The sequence below is a fragment of the Pseudomonas sp. GXM4 genome (assembly GCF_008923895.1).
GTDB lineage: Bacteria > Pseudomonadota > Gammaproteobacteria > Pseudomonadales > Pseudomonadaceae > Aquipseudomonas > Aquipseudomonas atacamensis.
The window spans coordinates 1-18510 of sequence record NZ_WBRZ01000098.1; the positions used below are offsets into that span (position 1 = coordinate 1).

General features: G+C 59.8%; 20 protein-coding genes. 4 read left to right on the top strand and 16 right to left on the bottom strand.

Annotated elements, in window-relative coordinates; translation table 11 throughout:
• Positions 1–47: 47 nt before the first annotated feature.
• Positions 48–275, top strand: a complete 228-nt coding sequence (locus tag F8N49_RS14250; RefSeq protein ID WP_003172962.1) for a YheU family protein — start codon at positions 48–50, stop codon at positions 273–275.
• A gap of 5 nt (positions 276–280) precedes the next feature.
• Here F8N49_RS14250 and csrA read toward each other — a convergent pair whose 3' ends face one another.
• The 3 genes from csrA to F8N49_RS14265 all read right to left on the bottom strand — a co-directional run bounded on the left by csrA (position 281) and on the right by F8N49_RS14265 (position 1811).
• Entirely contained in the window at positions 281–466 is a 186-nt protein-coding gene (gene csrA / locus F8N49_RS14255; RefSeq protein ID WP_024013891.1) for a carbon storage regulator CsrA, read from the bottom strand.
• A 133-nt stretch (positions 467–599) separates the two neighbouring features.
• On the bottom strand, positions 600–932 hold the full coding sequence (locus F8N49_RS14260) for a YnfA family protein (protein ID WP_071173181.1): 333 nt from the start codon (positions 930–932) through the stop codon (positions 600–602).
• 63 nt (positions 933–995) lie between these two features.
• Positions 996–1811 carry an SDR family oxidoreductase gene (locus tag F8N49_RS14265; protein WP_071173182.1) on the bottom strand — a complete coding sequence of 272 codons (816 nt, stop codon included), beginning with the start codon at positions 1809–1811 and terminating at the stop codon, positions 996–998.
• Between the two features lie 331 nt (positions 1812–2142).
• Between F8N49_RS14265 and F8N49_RS14270 the strand changes: the two genes are divergently transcribed.
• A complete protein-coding gene (locus tag F8N49_RS14270) occupies positions 2143–2295 on the top strand; it encodes a DUF3309 family protein (protein WP_003183939.1) in 153 nt (50 codons plus the stop codon).
• Positions 2296–2367: 72 nt separating this feature from the next.
• Here F8N49_RS14270 and F8N49_RS14275 read toward each other — a convergent pair whose 3' ends face one another.
• From F8N49_RS14275 to F8N49_RS14320, 10 genes are all read right to left on the bottom strand, one after another.
• Positions 2368–4461, bottom strand: coding sequence for an LTA synthase family protein (locus F8N49_RS14275; protein ID WP_151551794.1), 2094 nt, complete (start codon positions 4459–4461; stop codon positions 2368–2370).
• A 314-nt stretch (positions 4462–4775) separates the two neighbouring features.
• A complete protein-coding gene (locus tag F8N49_RS14280) occupies positions 4776–5381 on the bottom strand; it encodes an START domain-containing protein (protein ID WP_071173184.1) in 606 nt (201 codons plus the stop codon).
• Positions 5382–5421: 40 nt separating this feature from the next.
• Positions 5422–5676, bottom strand: coding sequence for a YkgJ family cysteine cluster protein (locus F8N49_RS14285; protein ID WP_016770949.1), 255 nt, complete (start codon positions 5674–5676; stop codon positions 5422–5424).
• Positions 5677–5839: 163 nt separating this feature from the next.
• Positions 5840–6313 carry a translation initiation factor 2 gene (locus F8N49_RS14290; RefSeq protein WP_130928891.1) on the bottom strand — a complete coding sequence of 158 codons (474 nt, stop codon included), beginning with the start codon at positions 6311–6313 and terminating at the stop codon, positions 5840–5842.
• A gap of 78 nt (positions 6314–6391) precedes the next feature.
• On the bottom strand, positions 6392–7831 hold the full coding sequence (locus F8N49_RS14295; RefSeq protein WP_041478242.1) for a PLP-dependent aminotransferase family protein: 1440 nt from the start codon (positions 7829–7831) through the stop codon (positions 6392–6394).
• A 201-nt stretch (positions 7832–8032) separates the two neighbouring features.
• The gene (locus F8N49_RS14300) at positions 8033–8845 is read right to left on the bottom strand and encodes an OmpA family protein (protein ID WP_024013894.1); all 813 of its coding nucleotides are present in this window, start codon (positions 8843–8845) and stop codon (positions 8033–8035) included.
• Positions 8842–9204, bottom strand: a complete 363-nt coding sequence (locus F8N49_RS14305; protein ID WP_073472314.1) for a DUF4398 domain-containing protein — start codon at positions 9202–9204, stop codon at positions 8842–8844. Before F8N49_RS14305 ends, F8N49_RS14300 begins: the two co-directional genes overlap by 4 nt.
• Before the next feature lie 9 nt (positions 9205–9213).
• A complete protein-coding gene (locus tag F8N49_RS14310; protein WP_151551795.1) occupies positions 9214–10035 on the bottom strand; it encodes an ABC transporter substrate-binding protein in 822 nt (273 codons plus the stop codon).
• A gap of 81 nt (positions 10036–10116) precedes the next feature.
• Positions 10117–11046 carry an electron transfer flavoprotein subunit alpha/FixB family protein gene (locus F8N49_RS14315; RefSeq protein WP_056788298.1) on the bottom strand — a complete coding sequence of 310 codons (930 nt, stop codon included), beginning with the start codon at positions 11044–11046 and terminating at the stop codon, positions 10117–10119.
• Positions 11047–11796, bottom strand: coding sequence for an electron transfer flavoprotein subunit beta/FixA family protein (locus F8N49_RS14320; protein ID WP_071173189.1), 750 nt, complete (start codon positions 11794–11796; stop codon positions 11047–11049).
• Positions 11797–12346: 550 nt separating this feature from the next.
• Between F8N49_RS14320 and F8N49_RS14325 the strand changes: the two genes are divergently transcribed.
• A complete protein-coding gene (locus F8N49_RS14325) occupies positions 12347–14011 on the top strand; it encodes an electron transfer flavoprotein-ubiquinone oxidoreductase (RefSeq protein WP_123443584.1) in 1665 nt (554 codons plus the stop codon).
• A 122-nt stretch (positions 14012–14133) separates the two neighbouring features.
• On the opposite strand, the gene F8N49_RS14330 is transcribed toward F8N49_RS14325, so the two are convergent.
• Positions 14134–15024 carry an AraC family transcriptional regulator gene (locus tag F8N49_RS14330; protein WP_090288604.1) on the bottom strand — a complete coding sequence of 297 codons (891 nt, stop codon included), beginning with the start codon at positions 15022–15024 and terminating at the stop codon, positions 14134–14136.
• 191 nt (positions 15025–15215) lie between these two features.
• Here F8N49_RS14330 and F8N49_RS14335 point away from each other — a divergent pair, with 191 nt between their 5' ends.
• A complete protein-coding gene (locus F8N49_RS14335; RefSeq protein ID WP_016770957.1) occupies positions 15216–16268 on the top strand; it encodes an NAD(P)-dependent alcohol dehydrogenase in 1053 nt (350 codons plus the stop codon).
• Between the two features lie 11 nt (positions 16269–16279).
• Here F8N49_RS14335 and F8N49_RS14340 read toward each other — a convergent pair whose 3' ends face one another.
• Both F8N49_RS14340 and F8N49_RS14345 read right to left on the bottom strand, forming a co-directional pair.
• Positions 16280–17083 (bottom strand): IclR family transcriptional regulator, encoded by an 804-nt coding sequence (locus F8N49_RS14340; protein ID WP_016770958.1) that lies wholly within the window; start codon positions 17081–17083, stop codon positions 16280–16282.
• A 61-nt stretch (positions 17084–17144) separates the two neighbouring features.
• Entirely contained in the window at positions 17145–18455 is a 1311-nt protein-coding gene (locus F8N49_RS14345; RefSeq protein WP_151551796.1) for an MFS transporter, read from the bottom strand.
• Positions 18456–18510 lie beyond the last annotated feature (55 nt).

The window sequence follows — 18510 nt, forward strand, 5'->3', positions numbered from 1 at the left end:
AAACCCAATCCCCGTAGCATCCCGACATTGATTTGACCGAGGTGCCCATGCTCATTCCCCACGACGCGCTTGAAGTCGACACCCTCACCCGCCTGATTGAGGATTTCGTCACCCGCGACGGTACCGACAACGGCGATGACACCCCGCTGGAAACCCGCGTCCTGCGCGTGCGTCAGGCACTGACCAAAGGCCAGGCATTGATCGTGTTCGATCCGGAAAGCGAGCAGTGCCAGCTGATGCTCAAGCACGACGTACCCAAGCATCTGTTCGACTGAAACCGTCAGCCAGCCTTCGCCGCAGCCTCCTTGCGCTTGATCCGGTCATAGACCTCGGCGCGGTGTACATGGACCTTTTTCGGCGCTTCGACGCCGAAGCGCACGCTGGAGCCGTTGACCGACAGAACACGCAGGGTGATGTCGTCTCCGATTGAAATCAACTCACCGACCACACGGCTGAGTACAAGCATGGGATTCATCCTTCAGGACTGGCAAACCCTGAAGATGCGCGGCTTACAGCGTCTTCACAATCCACGACGAGCAAATCAGTCTTGCCCTACAGCTGCCCACGCCCGCAGCTGTCAGACGCTTCGCACAAAAGCCTCAGGCGGCGGAAAAGCGCGGCCCGAACAGAATGATGCTGGCACCGACCACGCACAGGGCCATGCCGATCCAGTCCGAGCCCAGCGGACGCACCCGCTCGACCACCGCCAGCCAGCCAATCGAAGCAACGATGTAGATCCCGCCGTACGCCGCATAGGCGCGCCCGGCGTAGGCCGCTTCAACACGGGTCAGCAACAGCGCGAACAGGGTCAGGCTGAGCAACGCGGGAATCACCCACAACGCATTCTTGCCCTGGCGCAGCCACATGTAGAAGGCAAAACAGCCGGCGATTTCAAACAGCGCCGCAAGGAAGAACCACAAGTAATTGAGCATGGAGGCGTCTCGACAGGGTGACCGTGGCGGCCACCCTAACGACGCGGCGGGAATCGAACAAGATCAAGCGTTGTTTTGTTTGGCCTTGGCGCGCATTTTCTCGGCCATGGAAGTCATCTCGTTGTAGAGCAGTTGCGGATTCTTTTGCTTGATTGCCCAGGCCATGCGCCCTTGTTCGTGAGGCAGAATCAGGAATTCGCCGGCGGAGACTTGCTGGTAGATGTAGTCAGCGATGTCGGCGGCACTGATCGGCGAACTTTCCAGCAACTTGCCGACCTGGGCTTTCATGGCCGGGGTCGGGCCACGGAAAGAATCGAGCAAGTTGGTCTGGAAGAACGACGGGCAAACCACATGCACCGCCACTTCCTGCTGCGCGAGTTCGATCAGCAGACTCTCCGACAACGCCACTACGCCGGCCTTGGCCACGTTGTAGTTACTCATTGCCGGGCCTTGCATCAACGCGGCCATGGAGGCGATGTTGATGATCTTGCCCTTGCTCTGTTCCAGCAGCGGCAGGAACGCTTTGCAGCCCTTGACCACGCCCATCAGGTTGATCGCGATCTGCCAGTCCCAGTCTTCCAGAGACAATTCGCTGAAAAACCCGCCCGAGGCGACGCCGGCATTGTTGACGATGATGTCGATGCCGCCGAGCTTCTCTTCGCAGGCCTGGGCGAAGGCGGTGAGCTGACTGTAATCGCGCACGTCACAGCGCTGGATGAAGCCGTCACCGCCCGCCTCGCGCACCAGCTTCAGGGTTTCCTGCAGGCCGGGCTCACTGACATCGGACAAGGCCAGCCGCCAGCCTTCACGGGCCCAGCGCAGCGCGATTTCGCGACCCAGGCCTGAGCCTGCACCAGTGATCATCATGCGATTTTGCATAGCGGACAGCCTTGTTGTTCCGGGAGAGATGCGCCGAGTGTAGCGAAGGAACTTCGTTCACCCACGCTCCATCCAGTTGCTGAATGGAGGATCAAAAGATTCCCGCCGTCATTGTTTTCCGGTTGGTCTCATGCAGGAGCTGACGAGTGCAACGAGGCTGCGATCTTTTTGCTGGAAAGGAAATAACCGAGCAATCCAAATACATTAAAAAAACATTGAATTATTTTTCACCGGCGCAAGTCGGAACATGTAAGCCGGCTGGAATTTAGTTGCTCTCCAGCTGCCCACTGAGCATCAAGACTCTTCCAGACTCTGAACAAGGAAATCACCCATGGGCACAATTCTAATCATCATCCTGATCCTGTTGCTGATCGGTGGTCTGCCGGTCTTCCCGCACTCAAGAAGTTGGGGTTATGGCCCGTCGGGCATTATCGGCGTGGTGTTGGTCGTGCTGCTGGTGCTGTTGTTACTCGGCAAGATATGACGATTTGAAGCGGTAAAAAAAGAGGCCCTTGTTCAAGGGCCTCTTTTTTATTGCGTGGACTTTAAGGAGTGATCAGTCCGGCTTGCCGTGAATGACACCGGCGGTGTTATCGAGCAGGCTCTTGGTTGCGGTTTGCAGGAACGCTTCAAGTTTGAGTTTGAGTTCGGCAGTGCGCGGCGCGTCTGGCACAACTTCGGCGTGCGGGTTGGCGCCAAGCTGATATTTCCAGATTTTCGGGCCCATGTCCTTGTCACGCGGCAGCACCAGAATCTCATCGGCGGTGACGATGGCGGTGGTCTGCTCGCTGCCCGAAGGCTTGATCACGCCAAAACCGGTGTCGCCCTGCGGCAGGTTGAGCAGGTCGCGGCCCCAGCACTGGTGACGCACTTCACCACCGAGACGGCCCATGATGGTCGGCACGATGTCGATCTGCGTGCCCACGGTGTGGTCGCGGGTACCGAACTTCTGCTGGATGCCCGGGGCAATCATCAGCATCGGCACGTTGAAGCGACCCAGGTCCATTTCAGTGATCTGGCGCTCGTTGCCGAAGCCGTGGTCGCCGACGATGACGAACAGGGTTTCGTTGAAGTACTTCTCTTTGCGCGCCTTCTCGAAGAACTGGCCGAGCGCCCAATCGGAGTAGCGCATGGCGGTCAGGTGTTCGTTGAGGCTGCCACGGTCAGTGACGCGCTCGACCGGCAATGGCGTGGGCAAGGCGTACGGCGTGTGGTTGGACAGGGTTTGCAGCAATGCGTAGAACGGCTTGCCGTTTTCCCGCGCCTTCAGTTCCTGCAGGCCACGATCGAACATGTCCTGGTCGGACACGCCCCAGGTCGGATCGGAGAACACCGGATTGACGAAGTCGTTGCGGCCAACGAAGTTGGTCATGCCCTGGTTGCTGAAGAAGCCCGACTGGTTATCCCAGGCGAAGTCGCCGTTGTAGACGTAGACATCGTCATAGTCGCGGGCGCTGAGCAGCTGCGGCAGACCGGACAGTTTGTGGCTGCCTTCCGGGGTCTGCATCAGGTATTCGAAACCTGGCAGGTTGGGGAAGCAGGCCATGGTCGCGAACATGCCCTGATGGGTGTGGGTGCCGTTGGAGAAGAAAAGGTCGAACAGCAGACCTTCCTTCGACAGCTTGTCCAGGTACGGGGTGATATTGCCCGGCGCGCCCAAAGCACCGACCGAGTGACCGGCCATGCTTTCCATCAGGATCACCACGACGTTCTTGATCGGCAGGGTCTTGTCGGCCGGCGGCATGTAGTCGCGGCGAACAGCGGCGATGTCGGCATCGACCAGTTTGTCGTCCGGCATCAGCAGCATGTCGCGCACCACTTGCTGCGCCTGTTCCTGCGGCAGGGTGGCTTTCCAGATGTTGTCGCGGTCTTCGCCCATGCGCGCCTTGGCTGCGGCGACCAGCGACAGCGTGCCGTTGAGGCCGAGCTGGTTGGCGAAGTTGGAATCGGTGGTGTAGACGTCACCCCAGCGCATCGGCGGGCCTTGACGCAGGGTGCCGCGAGCGGCGACGACGCAGATCAGCAGGCAGACTACGAACACCGCCAGGCGGGTGTACCACGGCGCAACCTGACGGGAGCTGACGCTGCCGCCGCTGAACGGTCCGCGCGGGCGGGTGGCGCGGTCGGCGCCTTTGAACGCCAGGGTCAGAATGACCGTGCCGATCACCCACGCCAGCACGTAGCGCACCACCGGGAAACCGTACCAGAGCATGCTCATTACGGTTTTCGGGTCTTCCTTCACGTACTGGAACACCAGACCGTTGAGGCGCTGGTGAAATTCGCGGTAGAAGTCCATCTCCATCAGGCCGAGGAACAGCGCGATGCTCGATGCGACGGTCAGCCACAGACGGAAGAAACCGCGCGCGGCCATGGCCCGAGCACTGAACAGCGCCAGCACCAGCGGAATGCACAGGTAGACCACCAGGCGCAGGTCGAAACGCAGACCGTTGACGAACGCTTCAAGGAAGGTCGCGGCCGGGGTGTCGAGGATCATCTCGCGGTTGTAGACCAGCAGCGCGAGGCGCAGCGCGGAAAACATGACCATCATGACCAGTGCGCACAGCAGCGTGTAGGCCAGATGCGATTTGACGGTCGGTTGCAGCAGGCGAGCAGAAGATCGCTGCTGATTCAGGGCGTCCGGGTTTGCCATGTCGTTTTAGGACCCATTGGAAGTTGAAGTTGCAAAAATACAGCGGCGCCAGGCCCTCTATTGGTCAGTCCAGACCCCGGGGCGTGCGCGGTGCGCAAATGTTGCACGATCGTTCACACCATTGCCATTGATTACTGCCCTGCTCTTCGAGACTTTCATTCGAAGGGTTGGCAGCGCTATGGCAGGCAACAAGTGCGGGCGAATTGTCTTGGAGACTTTGTGAAAATTTCGTGCAACGCATATCTGGAAATACAATTTAGAGACAAAACAAAACGCCCCGAACCGGTCGGGGCGTTTTGCTTACAGCCAATTGATTATTTCTCGGCGCGTTCTTTCAGCGCTTTCAGGGTATTGAATGGCGCATCGACCACGAACTTGTTGGCGACCATGGCCGGTACGCTACCGCCCGGCTCGGTGTGCACCTGATAAGTCACTTCAACCTGATCGCCCTTAGGCACGAACTTCCAGAAGCCCTTGACTTGCTGGACCCGCACGAAGCCTTTTTCTTCCGGCAGATAGGTCGGCACGCCTTCAAGATTACGGGTCAGGCTGCCATCGGCGCCCTCAACAGTGGTGATTTTCAACACCGAATCACGCGGGGTCACCGGCCATGGCGTATTGAATTGCGAATAGGTCCAGCTCAGATCGCCTTCGTGCTTGAGCAGTTTCTGGCTCTTGCATTCGTGAATCCACGCGCAGGCGCCGGAGACGTCTTCCTGCAAGGCACGCAGTTTGGCAACGGTGGTTTTCATCAGCGCGACGCCTTGGTAGGACTTGTAATCCGAACCGGGTATTTCGCTCAGGGAAACCTTGATGCCGTCTTCGTTCTTGGCAACTTTCCAGTCTTCCGCGTGGACGACCGAAGTGGCAAGTACGGCAGTCAGACCACACAACACAGCGATACGGTGCAGCGAACCCATAGTGTTATTCCTTATTGTTGAAGTTCCGTTGGTGAACACATCATGCCGCCGTCATCTGCTCCCACCAGCCGATCAATCTGATCGCTTCTTCTGAACTGCTGCCGCAAACCTCGACATCCGCAGCGAAACCCGAGCAGACAGCCGGACGTTCCGGACGGCCGAAAATGCTGCACAGGTTATCGACCGACAGTTGCACGCAACGTTCGCCGGCGGGCTTGCCATCGGGCATGCCGGGAATCGGCGAACTGATGGAGGGGGCAATGCAGCAAGCGCCACAGCCTTCACGGCATTTCATGACGAACAGATCCTCGCGACGGGCGATGTGTAAAGAGACGGGGAACAGAGTAACCGCTAAAACAGCTGTTTCAAATTGCTGCAAGCGGCTTTTCAACGATAAGTAAAAGTGACCGGGCAGTCTCCGACGAAGCGTCTGCTCTGCGCGTCGCAGAGGGCAGCATCTATTGCTTGAATTCGAAATCCAGCGCCGCACCTTCCACATCGCGTCGCGCTTCGTTGCGCAATTGCAACTCCATTTCATTGCTGAGCAAGCGGCCGTTGAGCTGGAAGCCGTTATCTTTTTCGCCAAACATCTGCGGCAGGATCGCCTCGCGTTTGGGCAGCTCTACGGTGCCCTGTGGCTTCAGGTCTTCAACCATATCCTTGGGCAGGCTGAGATCGAGTTTTGCCGGCGGCAATTTGGTCTTGGCCACTTCGCTCGCGGATTTCGACTTCGAGGCAACCGGGCGGCGCTTCTTCACCGTGGCATTTTTTTTGGCCTGGGCTTTTTTTGCCGGAGCCACGGTTTTGGTGGCTTTGTTCGTGGTACTGGTCGCTGCCGGTTTTTCCTGGGCTGCGGCCGCCATGACACCCGGTGCCTGACCGATCATCAACAAACCCAGCAATACCCACGCGGCAGGAACAATGGCTTTCATGGACCCAACGAACTAACGGCAGAGGGCCACATGCTCGCTTGTTGTGCGTCACATGACAAGCACCACCGCCCTCCTCGTTCAGAATCCGCCAGCCATTTCCTGACACAGTTGGGTCGCCAACAGACCCAGCGTCATCAGCGCGCGCTCCGCCTCGCGGTTCCACGGAATGCCGCAATTGAGGCGGATACAGTGGTTGAACTGCTCGGTGTTGCTGAAGATCAGACCCGGCGCGATGCTGATGCCTTGTTGCAGTGCGCGGACATGCAATTCCTGGGTGTTGACCCGCCCCGGCAAGCTCACCCAAAGGATGAAGCCGCCCGTGGGCCGGGACATTTGCGTGCCTTCAGGGAAATGCTGTTGAACCGCCAGCTGGAACGCGCTGAGGTTTTTCCGGTATTCCTGACGGATATAGCGTAAATGCCGGTCATAACCGCCGTTTTCCAGATACGCGGCAATCGCCATCTGCGTAACGCTGCACGCCGAATGGGTGCTGAAGGTTTGCAGGCGCTGGATTTCCTGTTGGTATTTGCCGGCGATCATCCAGCCGATACGCACACCTGGCGACAAGGTTTTGGAGAAGCTCGAGCAGTAGATCACCCGATCCAGGCGGTCGTAGGCTTTCAGCGCCTTGGTACGGCCCTGCTCGAACATCAGTTCGCCGTAGATATCGTCTTCGACAATCTGAATGTCGAAATCCGAGGCCAGACGCAACAACTGTTTCTGCCGCTCTTCCGGCATGGTTCCGCCGAGGGGGTTGCTCAGGCGCGTGGTCAAAACCAGCGCCTTGATCGACCATTGGTTGGCGGCCAGTTGCAAGGCTTCCAGACTCATGCCGGTGGCGGGGTCGCTGGGGATTTCGATGACTTTCAGGCCGAGCAGATCGGCCAGTTGCAGCAGGCCGTAATAGGTCGGCGATTCGGCAGCGATCAGATCGCCCGGCCGGGTCAGCACGCGCAACGACATCTGCAAGGCGTCGACACAGCCGTGGGTGATCACCACTTCCGATGGATCGACCACCACGCCAGCGTCACGCATGCGGATCGCCACTTGCCGGCGCAGCGGCTCGAAGCCGGGGCTGAACATATAGCTGAACGCCCGTGGACTGTGAAACCGGGTGACCTTGGCCAGTTGCTGATGCAGCGCGCGCACCGGCAGATAATCGACACTCGGCACCGCAGCGCCCAGCGGAAACACGCCTTCGCGGCGGGATTCGACCAATACCTGCTGAATGATGCTGCTGCGCGTCACCAGCCCCGGCCGTTCGACCCGGGCGATGTCCGGCGTCGGCGCGGTCAGCGCTGGGGTCTGGTGCACGTAGTAACCCGACTGCGGCCGGGCGCGGATCAGGCCCTGATCTTCAAGGTTGGCATACGCCTGCAACACCGTCGCATGGCTGACGTTGAGCTGCGAACTCATCTTGCGCACCGAAGGCACGCGCTCCCCCGGTTGATAAACACCACGGCGGATGTCTTCGGCCAGTTGCTGAGCAATACGTTGGTAGAGCAAGAGATTGGTCATGACGCAGCACTCGATTTCACGGGCGTTTTATTCTTGTCTGAAACAATACCGGAACAGTTTAGAAGTGTACTGGGACAGTTGCCAGATTACTCGACCGTACAGTGCGGTGTCTGCCCCATCTGTACGGTTTTGCGCGGCAATCGACAGACACAAAAAAGCCCGGCACTGCATGACAGTCCGGGCTTTCCAGAGACGCAGCCCTCAGCGGGCGGCGCCGAGCTGGCCTTTTTCGTCAGAGAACACGATTTCTACGCGGCGGTTCTGCGCCCGTCCACGCTCGGAGGCGTTGGCATCGACCGGGAACTGATCACCGTAACCTTCGACCTGAATGCGTTTTTCGTCGATACCCAGATCGACCAGCACGTCAGCCACCGATTGCGCACGATCGCGGGACAGTTTGAGGTTTTCCTGTCTGCCACCGGTGCTGTCGGTGTAACCCTCAATGCGCACCACGCGCTTGGGGTTGAGTTGCAGGAACTGGACGATCTTCAGCACGACGCGGTTGGCCGAGTTTTTCAGTTCCGCCTGGCCGGTGTCGAACAACACGTCGCCGAGGGTCATGACCAGGCCGCGATCGGTCTGTGTGGTCGCCAGCGCGACGATCTGTTCCTCCAGCCACTTGCCTTGTTGCTGCACGCTGAGCAGCTTCGACTCGCGCAGAGCCAGTTGCAGACGCTGACGCTCAAGCTCGAGCTTGGCTGCGCGTTCTTCGTTGAGCGCCTGGTTGGTGTGCTCGCGGGCGATTTCGCTGTAGCGCTGGCTCAGGTAGGCGTAATGCACCACGTCGGCACCGCTGCCCCAATAGGTCGACAGCCGATCGGCGCGGGCCAGGGACTCGCCGGCGCGGATCACGTCTTTCGGCGCGATGCGCAGGACGTTGGAATCTTCCTTGACCTTCTGGAAATCAGCGCCGGCCTGTTGCAGCGCCGCCTCGCTGTGCTGGCCGGCGCAGCCGTAGAGGCTGGCGCAACCGGCAAGAAGCAGAATGCCGAGCGCGTTGGACTTGAGGCTCATTGCGCTTCCCCCAGTTGCAGCTGCTTGCGCAGGCGGACAATGCGGGTATTGAGCACATTCAGCTGTTCTTCACTTTTTTTCGTCAGCACCTTGGCCTCGGCCAGACGTGCATCCAGTTCGGCCTGCTCGGCACGCATGCGCGCGTTGCGATAGGACTCGTCGGCCATGCTGCCTTTGGCGCGGTTGTATTTTGTTTCGGCCAGCTGCATTTCCGGCACTTCGTCAGCGGTAGCGCCGACTGCCTTGGCCTGCGCGATGGCTTGTTCGGTCAAACGCATTTGTTCACTGGGTGCCGGATCGGATGCGCACCCGGCCAGGGCCAGAACGGCCACAGCCGCGAAAAGAGGTCGAATACTCACTAAGAATCCCTACTGTTTTGGGGCACTGACAGGTTGTGGCGGCTGCTGCTGTTGCGCCTTCCAGCGCTCGATGTTGCGTTGCAGCGCGGCTTCCGTCAGTCCGGACGCGGGCAATTCTGTCATCTTTTTGGCGAGCTGTCCGCGCAACCACGGATCGTTGCAGGCCGAGTTATGCGAAACCGCAAGGAACAGACCCGGCCGGTCGATGGGTTGTTCAAACGCCAACAGATCGCTGGTCATGCCCAATGTCTGAGCGGCGGCCAAGCCTGAGTAACGTCCGGCGAGGACATATTCCACCTCGCCCAACAGCAACTTCTGTAGTGCCTCGGTAAGGTTGGCTGTGCGGGTCAGCGTCAGATTCTGTTCGGCGAAAGTGCCGAATGCCTGGGTCATCCGCGACTTTTCCGACACCGCGCCGGCATGGCCTTTCAGGTCGCTGGCCTCGGCATAGGTCAGCGTCGAGCCTTTGCGCGTCCACACCAGGTAATCGTTTTCCAGCAGTGGCGGATGAATGAAGTCAAGGTTTTCCAGCTCGGTCACGGTCAGCGGCGCGTCGGCCAGCATGTCCATGCGCCCGCTGCGCACTTCATCGAGGGCCTGCGAGCGTTTGCCGGCGTAGAGCAGGTCGACTTTGATGCCCAGATCCTTGGCCACTTGCTGCAACAGATCGGCACTGGCGCCGATCAGGCGCTTGGGGTTTTGCGGGTCCTGCCACAGGTACGGCGGCGCGTCAGGGCTGCCGGTGACGACCAGGCGCTCGCACTTGCCCGCGGCCACGGCCAAACCTGGCAACAGCACCAATCCCAACAACCATCCGCAGCGCAGATCCATGGCAAAACGCTCCCGCTTGAAATTCGAGACAAAAAAAAGCCCGACCAACAGGCCGGGCTCTTTATAAGTGAAGCCGCCGGATTAGACCAGCTTCTCCAGCTCAGGTACTGCTTCGAACAGATCCGCCACGAGACCGTAATCGGCCACCTGGAAGATCGGCGCTTCTTCGTCCTTGTTGATCGCAACGATCACCTTGGAGTCTTTCATGCCGGCCAGATGCTGGATCGCGCCCGAGATACCGACGGCGATGTACAGCTGTGGCGCAACGATCTTGCCGGTCTGACCGACCTGCATGTCGTTCGGTACGAAACCTGCGTCGACCGCAGCGCGCGAAGCGCCAACAGCAGCGCCGAGCTTGTCGGCCAGCGCGTACAGGTGTTTGAAGTTGTCACCGTTCTGCATGCCGCGACCGCCGGAAACGACGATCTTGGCAGCGGTCAGCTCAGGACGGTCGGACTTGGCCAGCTCTTCGCTGACGAAGCTCGAGGTACCGGCGTCGTGCGCAGCGCCAACGGCTTCAACGGCAGCCGAACCACCTTCAGCAGCAACCGGATCGAAACCGGTGGCACGCACGGTGATCACTTTGATCGCGGCGGTCGATTGCACGGTGGCGATGGCGTTACCGGCGTAGATCGGGCGCTTGAAAGTGTCAGCGCTTTCGACCGAGATGATCTCGGAGATCTGGTCAACGTCCAGCGCAGCAGCAACGCGCGGCAGGATGTTTTTGCCGTTGGAAGTGGCGGCAGCCAGAATGTGGCTGTAATTCTTGCCCAACTCTGCAACCAGAGGAGCAACGTTTTCCGGCAGCTGATGCGCGTAAGCGGCGTTGTCAGCATTCAGGACTTTGCTCACGCCAGCGATTTTAGCCGCGGCTTCGGCCACCGGGCCTGCGCCCTGACCTGCTACCAGAACGTGGATGTCGCCGCCGATTTTGGCAGCCGCAGCCACGGTGTTCAGCGTGGCCGGGGCCAGCACTTTATTGTCGTGTTCAGCAATAACCAAGATAGTCATTTAGATTACCTTCGCTTCGTTCTTGAGTTTTTCAACCAGTTCAGCCACCGACTTGACCTTGATGCCCGCGCTGCGTGCAGCCGGCGCTTCGACTTTCAGGGTCTTGTTGGTGGAGGCGGTGGAAACGCCCAAAGCGTCCGGAGTCAGCACTTCGAGAGGCTTCTTCTTGGCTTTCATGATGTTTGGCAGGGTCGCGTAGCGCGGCTCGTTCAAACGCAGGTCGGTGGTGACGATGGCCGGCAGTTTCAGCGAAACGGTCTGCGCGCCGCCGTCGATTTCGCGGGTCACGGCAACGCTGTCGCCGGAGACTTCGACTTTCGACGCGAAGGTGCCCTGACCGTAGCCGCTCAGTGCCGCGAGCATCTGGCCGGTCTGGTTGTTGTCGCTGTCGATCGCCTGTTTCCCAAGGATCACCAGCTGCGGCTGCTCCTTGTCGACGACAGCCTTGAGCAGCTTGGCCACGGCCAGCGAGGTCAGGTCTTCAGCGGATTCGACGAGGATGGCGCGATCGGCACCCAGAGCCAGTGCGGTACGCAGCTGCTCCTGAGCGGTGGTCGGGCCGATGGAGACGACGACGATTTCAGTCGCAACGCCCTTCTCTTTCAGGCGTACGGCTTCTTCCACGGCGATTTCGCAGAATGGGTTCATCGACATCTTGACGTTGGCGAGGTCGACGCCGGAATTGTCCGCCTTGACGCGGACCTTGACGTTGTAATCCACAACGCGTTTGACAGCTACAAGAACCTTCATGGATTCCTCGTTACTCTCCGGTGAAAAGAAAGTCGCCTAGGCGAACCTGGCGGATGATGCTCATCGGGCGACAAGGGCACCTCTAAAAACGCCGGCTTGAATGTGAGGTGATTCACTTCGCGAAGGGAGGTGACCGTTCGTCAGGGGTGACTGTCGGGTCATTCATTCTCACGCTGTGTAAACTGCGCGCCGGGCTTGCGCTGCGCATCACCGTCTACTGCCTGTGCCCTGTCTTTAGAGGTGCTCTTGAAACCGCCAGTCTGCCTACGGCGAGCGCAAAACCGCCCGTATCTTGACCGGAACGCCCATTCTGGTCAATACGCCAAAATGCCCTGTCATAAGCCGCGCTTCTTTGATTTATCAGGGCTGGAGGCGATTCAAACAAACGTTTGTATTGGACGCTAGGAGTGGTGTAGATATAATGCGCCGCCTAGAGAGAAAGGTGGATTCGCCAATATTCCCTTTGACGTTAACGTAAAGGCAATACGGATGCGAGATCAAACCTCCATATTAGAAAAAAAACTGTTGAGCCTTGAGTAGGAGATAGCCTGTGGAACGCGAATACATGGAATTCGACGTCGTCATCGTCGGTGCCGGCCCCGCTGGTCTGTCCGCCGCCTGCCGCTTGAAGCAGAAGGCCGCCGATGCCGGTAAGGAAATCAGCGTCTGCGTGGTCGAAAAAGGCTCCGAAGTCGGCGCACACATCCTCTCCGGTGCGGTGTTCGAACCCCGCGCCCTGAACGAACTGTTCCCGGACTGGAAAGAACTCGGCGCGCCGCTGAACACGCCCGTCACGCGCGATGACATTTTCGTGCTGAAAAACGCCGACAGTGCGCAGAAGATTCCTGACTTCTTTGTGCCCAAGACCATGCACAACGAAGGCAACTACATCATCTCCCTGGGCAACCTGTGCCGCTGGCTGGCTCAGCAGGCGGAAAACCTCGGTGTGGAAATCTACCCGGGCTTCGCCGCTCAGGAAGCGCTGATCGATGAAAACGGTGTGGTGCGCGGGATCATCACCGGTGATCTGGGCGTCGACCGTGAAGGCCATCCGAAAGAAGGCCTGTACACCCCGGGCATGGAACTGCGTGGCAAATACACGCTGTTCGCCGAAGGCTGCCGTGGCCACATAGGCAAGCAACTGATCAAACGCTACAACCTCGACAGCGATGCCGACGTTCAGCATTACGGCATCGGCCTGAAAGAAATCTGGGAAATCGACCCGGCCAAGCATCAGCCAGGCCTGGTGGTGCACACCGCCGGCTGGCCGCTGGACATCATGGGCACCGAGAACACCGGCGGCTCGTTCCTCTATCACCTGGAAAACAATCAGGTGGTAGTCGGTCTGATCGTCGACCTGTCCTACAGCAACACTTACCTGTCGCCATTCGATGAGTTCCAGCGCCTCAAGCATCACCCAGTGCTCAAGCAATATCTGGAAGGCGGCAAGCGCGTCAGCTACGGCGCCCGCGCCATCGCCAAGGGCGGCCTGAACTCGCTGCCGAAAATGGTCTTCAAGGGCGGCGCGCTGATCGGTTGCGACCTCGGCACCCTGAACTTCGCCAAGATCAAAGGCAGCCACACAGCGATGAAGTCCGGCATGCTCGCGGCGGAATCGGTGGCCGATGCGCTGTTCGCCGAGCAGGATTGCGCCGTCGAACTGACCACTTACGTCGACGCGTTCAAGAACAGCTGGCTGCATGAAGAACTGTTCGCCAGCCGTAACTTCGGCCCGGCGATTCACAAGTACGGCGCAATCATCGGCGGTGGTTTCAACTGGCTGGACCAGAACATCTTCGGCGGCAAACTGCCGTTCACCCTGCGCGACACCAAGCCGGATTACGCCTGCCTCAAGCTCGCGGCCGACTGCAAGAAGATCGACTACCCGAAACCTGACGGCAAACTGAGTTTCGACAAACTCAGCTCGGTGTTCATCTCCGGTACCAACCACGAAGAAGAGCAGCCGTGCCACTTGAAGCTGACCGATCCGAGCATCCCGATCAGCAAAAACCTGCCGCTGTACGACGAACCGGCGCAGCGCTACTGCCCGGCCGGCGTATACGAAGTGATCACCAAGGAAGATGGCGAGAAGCGCTTCCAGATCAACGCCCAGAACTGCGTGCACTGCAAGACCTGTGACATCAAGGACCCTGCGCAGAACATCACCTGGGTCGCGCCGGAAGGCGCCGGCGGCCCGACTTACCCGAACATGTAAGTCGAAACGCTGAACAACAAGGCTCCCGACATGGGGGCCTTTTTGTTGCCCAAAATTCCTCTGCCACCACAAAACAACTGTGGGAGCGAGCCTGCTCGCTCACACAGGGGATTATCGGCGGATCAGGCAGCGCGCTCATCCCCCGGACTGCGTTCGAAGTAACGCTTGTATTCGCGACTGAACTGCGACGTGCTCTGATACCCCACCCGATGCGCCACCTGCGCCACGCCCAGCCCCTCCGCCACCAGCAGCGTCTGCGCCTTCAACAAACGTAAACGCTTCAGATACTGGACCGGCGACAACAGCGTGCTGCGTTTGAAATGCTCATGAAACGTCGACACGCTCATGTTCGCGCAACTGGCCAGTGTCTCGACATTGAGCGGCTCGGTGTAATGCGCATGCAGATGGCTGATCGACGCCGCCACCCGGGCAAATTGCCCTTGTTGCTCGACCAACGCTCGCAACACATCCGCTTGCGGCCCGCGCAGCGCGACGAACAATAATTCGCGAACCCGCGCCGGGCCGAGAATCTGGCATTCCAGCGGATCGTGCAGACAGCTGAGCAGCCGTTCGACACAACCGCGCATGCCATCGTCGAGTACCACCGAGGTCATCGACTCCGGCGTCTGCGCCGGAATATGCCGACCCGGCGCCAGCCCCATGGCCAGCACCAGTTCGCCGAGCAGGACACGATCGATCGCCACCGACACACCGAGCAATGGCGCATCGGGCAAGGCAAAGGTTTCGCATTCGAACGGCACCGGCAGCGCCTGGATCAGGTAATGCCCGGCGCCATATTCCATGGTCCGTGGGCCGAGGAACGCCAGTTTGCTGCCCTGGGCGATGATCATCAGGCTCGGCTCGTAGATATGCGGGCCACGGGCGACGTCGCAACTGGCGCGCAAAATCTGCACGCCGGGCAGGCCGGTCTGGCTGTAGCCATCGCGCAGCGCCAGCGGTTCGATCAGCGAAACCAGCCGGGCATTGGCATCAAGATGACGGGTCAACTGCATCGAATAGGTCTTCGTAAAATTCACGGAAAAGGGGATGAAAACATCATCGCAGATCCGCTGGCCAATGCGATCGCCGAAACCCGCATGCCGGAGGATTAGGCATGAGACCCGGAGAAATCGTCATGGCCGCACCCGCCTCTGGCGGCCAGAATTCACCGCCTCACTTGTCACTGTTTTTGCGAGGTCACCCCATGTACACCGCCATCGGCTATGCCGCCCAATCGGCCACCACTCCCCTCGCCCCGATGAAATTCGAACGCCGCAGCCCGCGCGCCGACGACGTGGCGATCGAAATTCTCTATTGCGGCGTCTGCCATTCCGACATCCATCAGGCACGCAACGAATGGGGCATCGCCGTTTATCCGCTGATGCCTGGCCATGAGATCGTGGGAAAAGTCACCGCAGTCGGTGCGAATGTCACCCGTCACAAGGTAGGCGATCTGGTTGGCGTCGGCTGCATGGTCGATTCCTGCCGCAGCTGCGAAGCCTGCCAGGCGAACCTCGAGCAATATTGCCTCGAAGGCCCGACCATGACTTACGCCACCCCGGACCGGGTCGATGGCAGCAACACCATGGGCGGTTATTCCGACAGCATCGTGGTCAGCGAACACTTCGTTGTGCGCATCCCCGAGAAACTCGCTCTGGCCAGCGCCGCACCGATTCTCTGTGCCGGTATCACCACTTACTCGCCGCTGAAGCACTACGGCGTCAAGGCCGGTGACAAGGTCGGGATTCTCGGCATGGGCGGCCTCGGCCACATGGGCATCAAGTTCGCCAAGGCCATGGGCGCCGAAGTCACGCTGTTCACCCGCTCGGCGAGCAAGGCTGAAGAAGGTCGCCGTCAGGGCGCCGATCACGTCATCGTCTCCACCGATGCCGAGCAGATGAAGGCCGCGGCCGGCTACTTCGACTTCCTGCTCGACACCATTCCGGTGCAGCACGATTTGAACCCGTACCTCGACACCCTGCGTTTCGACGGTGTGCACATTCTGGTCGGCCTGATCGAGCCGGTGAACCCGCCCGTTCACGCCGGCAAACTGGTGATGAGCCGCCGAGTATTGGCCGGGTCCTTGATCGGCGGTATCGCCGAAACCCAGGAAGTGCTGGATTTCTGCGCCGAGCACAACATCACCTGCGACATCGAAATGCTCGACATCCGCCAGATCAACGAAGCCTACGCGCGGATGATTGCCGGTGACGTGAAGTACCGCTTCGTCATCGACATGGCGACGCTGAAGGCTTAAACCTTCACGGCTTACACCTTCAAGCCCAGCTCCGCCGACAGCCGGGTTGTGACCCCTTTGAGCAGGGGGATCAACTCGGCCATTTTTTCCAGCGGCATGTACGGCACGGTGCTGGCGATACTGATTGCCGCGACGATGCCCTTGCTCGCATCACGAATTGGCGCCGCCACACAGCGGATCGACGGTTCGTTGTCTTCCAGATCGAACGCGTAGCCACCGGCAACGTATTCGCCCATGCGCTGCTCAAGCTGTTCCCACGACTGCTGTGGATGCTGCGGCCAGAACTGACTTTTGCCACCCGCCGGCAGGCTGATGTCGTACAGCCGCCGCCAATCCTGCGGCGAGTCATCGAGCATCAAGGCCTTGCCGATCCCGGTGCGTACCAGCGGCATGCGATGGCCAACCCGCGAGCGCATTTCCGGGCCGTTGCGTCCTGGATTCTTCAGCAGGTACAGCACTTCGTCGCCTTCGCGGATTCCGAGGTGCACGGTATCGCCGGTCAGCGCCGACAACTCATCCAGATACGGCCCGGCCAACGTCACCAGCGGCAACTCTTCGCGGGCCTGAAAGCCCAGTTCGATCAGTTTCGGCCCGAGCAGATAACCGATTTGCGGCACCACGCGCAGATAACGCTCGTCGACCAGACAGCTGGCCAGACGATGGGTGGTGCTGCGCGTGGTGCCGATCAGCCGGGCAATCTCCTTGAGATCACGCGCGCCACTGGCCACCGCCTGCACCACACCGAGGCCGCGCAGCAGCGTCTGGGTGCCGGTGGGCGCGGCGTCCTTGGTTTTTTCCGGGGCGTCTTCCTGCATATCCAGCCTTTTACCGTTGAGCGAAGGAACGGGCGGCATTATGGTCGCCCGAGACTGAGCACTACAACTCGATACGCTCGACCTTGCCCACCAGCAGCACGTAGGACAAGGCACCGACCAGTGCGAGCACGGCGATGTAGGTGATCGCCGGAGCGAACGAATCGCCGCTGGCGAGGAAGCCGATCACAATCGGCGTAGCAATCGCCGACAGGTTGCCGATGAAGTTGAACACGCCACCGGTCAGGCCGAGCAAACGCGCCGGTGCCAGCGTCGACACCAGCGACCAGGTGATCGACGCCAGACCGTTGCCGAAAAATGCCAGGGCGAGGAAGGCAATCACCAAGGGTGTCGATTCGACGAAGTTGGCGCCGATGATCGCCGTCGAGATCAGCAATCCGCTGATGATCGGCAACTTGCGCGCGAACCCGACGCTGTAACCACGGCGGATCAACCAGTCGGAAAAGAACCCCGAGCACAAAACACCGACGAACGCGGCAAGAAACGGTAGCGATGCGAGCAGACCGGACTTGATGAAGTCCATGCCGCGATATTTCACCAGATAGGTCGGAAACCAGGTGAGGAAGAACCACAGCGTCGAGTTCAGGCAGAACTGGCCGAGGTAGATGCCCCACAACTTGCGCTTGCTGAGGACGATGCCCAGATCGGTCCAACTGAATTTGGCTTTGACCTTGGCCGCCTCGGCCTGGATATCGACCAGCCCGCCGCCTTCGCGGATCAGGTCGATTTCCGCCTGGTTGGTGCCTTTGAAATCGCGCGGCTCGCGATACACCGCGTACCAGATCAGCGCCCAGAGAATGCCCACCGCGCCGGTGGCGACGAACACCATGTGCCAGCCGAATGCATGTTGCAGCCACGCCAGCACCGGGGTCAGGAAGGCCAGACCGACAAACTGCCCGGAGGTGTAGAAACCGATCGCCGTGGCGCGCTCGCGCTCAGGGAACCAGGTGGTGACCACGCGGCTGTTGATCGGATAGGCCGGCGCCTCCAGCGCACCGACGGCCATGCGCAGCACGAACAGCGCGATGAAGCTGCTGACGAAACCGAGCATTACCGTGGCCACCGACCACAGCAGCAGCGCGACGCTGTAAAGGATGCGCGGCGGCACCCGATCAACCAGCCAGCCGCCGGGGATCTGCATGGCAGCGTAAGTCCAGCCGAAGGCGGAGAAGATCAGACCGACGTGTACCGGATCGATGCCCAGCTCACTGGTCAGCGCTGGCGCGGCAATCGACAGATTGCTGCGGTCGAGGTAGTTGATGACCACGGTGATGAACAGCAACACCATGATGAAAAATCGCTTGCGGCTAGGCGTGACTAAAGACGCCTGCCCGGAGAGGGTGTGCGTTTGCATGAGAGATGCCTCTTTTTATGTTTGTTGAGGTCATGACGCAGATCTCCTCTCCCTC

Excerpts from the sequence above, each read along its gene's own strand:
- F8N49_RS14280 (WP_071173184.1), bottom strand. The coding sequence starts at position 5,381 with ATGGGTTCGCTGCACCGTATCGCTGTGTTGTGTGGTCTGACTGCCGTA.
- F8N49_RS14275 (WP_151551794.1), bottom strand. The coding sequence starts at position 4,461 with ATGGCAAACCCGGACGCCCTGAATCAGCAGCGATCTTCTGCTCGCCTG.
- F8N49_RS14300 (WP_024013894.1), bottom strand. The coding sequence starts at position 8,845 with ATGAGCCTCAAGTCCAACGCGCTCGGCATTCTGCTTCTTGCCGGTTGC.
- F8N49_RS14260 (WP_071173181.1), bottom strand. The coding sequence starts at position 932 with ATGCTCAATTACTTGTGGTTCTTCCTTGCGGCGCTGTTTGAAATCGCC.
- F8N49_RS14320 (WP_071173189.1), bottom strand. The coding sequence starts at position 11,796 with ATGAAGGTTCTTGTAGCTGTCAAACGCGTTGTGGATTACAACGTCAAG.
- F8N49_RS14290 (WP_130928891.1), bottom strand. The coding sequence starts at position 6,313 with ATGAAAGCCATTGTTCCTGCCGCGTGGGTATTGCTGGGTTTGTTGATG.
- F8N49_RS14270 (WP_003183939.1), top strand. The coding sequence starts at position 2,143 with ATGGGCACAATTCTAATCATCATCCTGATCCTGTTGCTGATCGGTGGT.
- F8N49_RS14295 (WP_041478242.1), bottom strand. The coding sequence starts at position 7,831 with ATGACCAATCTCTTGCTCTACCAACGTATTGCTCAGCAACTGGCCGAA.
- F8N49_RS14310 (WP_151551795.1), bottom strand. The coding sequence starts at position 10,035 with ATGGATCTGCGCTGCGGATGGTTGTTGGGATTGGTGCTGTTGCCAGGT.
- F8N49_RS14340 (WP_016770958.1), bottom strand. The coding sequence starts at position 17,083 with ATGCAGGAAGACGCCCCGGAAAAAACCAAGGACGCCGCGCCCACCGGC.
- F8N49_RS14345 (WP_151551796.1), bottom strand. The coding sequence starts at position 18,455 with ATGCAAACGCACACCCTCTCCGGGCAGGCGTCTTTAGTCACGCCTAGC.
- F8N49_RS14330 (WP_090288604.1), bottom strand. The coding sequence starts at position 15,024 with ATGCAGTTGACCCGTCATCTTGATGCCAATGCCCGGCTGGTTTCGCTG.
- F8N49_RS14285 (WP_016770949.1), bottom strand. The coding sequence starts at position 5,676 with ATGAAATGCCGTGAAGGCTGTGGCGCTTGCTGCATTGCCCCCTCCATC.
- csrA (WP_024013891.1), bottom strand. The coding sequence starts at position 466 with ATGCTTGTACTCAGCCGTGTGGTCGGTGAGTTGATTTCAATCGGAGAC.
- F8N49_RS14265 (WP_071173182.1), bottom strand. The coding sequence starts at position 1,811 with ATGCAAAATCGCATGATGATCACTGGTGCAGGCTCAGGCCTGGGTCGC.
- F8N49_RS14250 (WP_003172962.1), top strand. The coding sequence starts at position 48 with ATGCTCATTCCCCACGACGCGCTTGAAGTCGACACCCTCACCCGCCTG.
- F8N49_RS14335 (WP_016770957.1), top strand. The coding sequence starts at position 15,216 with ATGTACACCGCCATCGGCTATGCCGCCCAATCGGCCACCACTCCCCTC.
- F8N49_RS14315 (WP_056788298.1), bottom strand. The coding sequence starts at position 11,046 with ATGACTATCTTGGTTATTGCTGAACACGACAATAAAGTGCTGGCCCCG.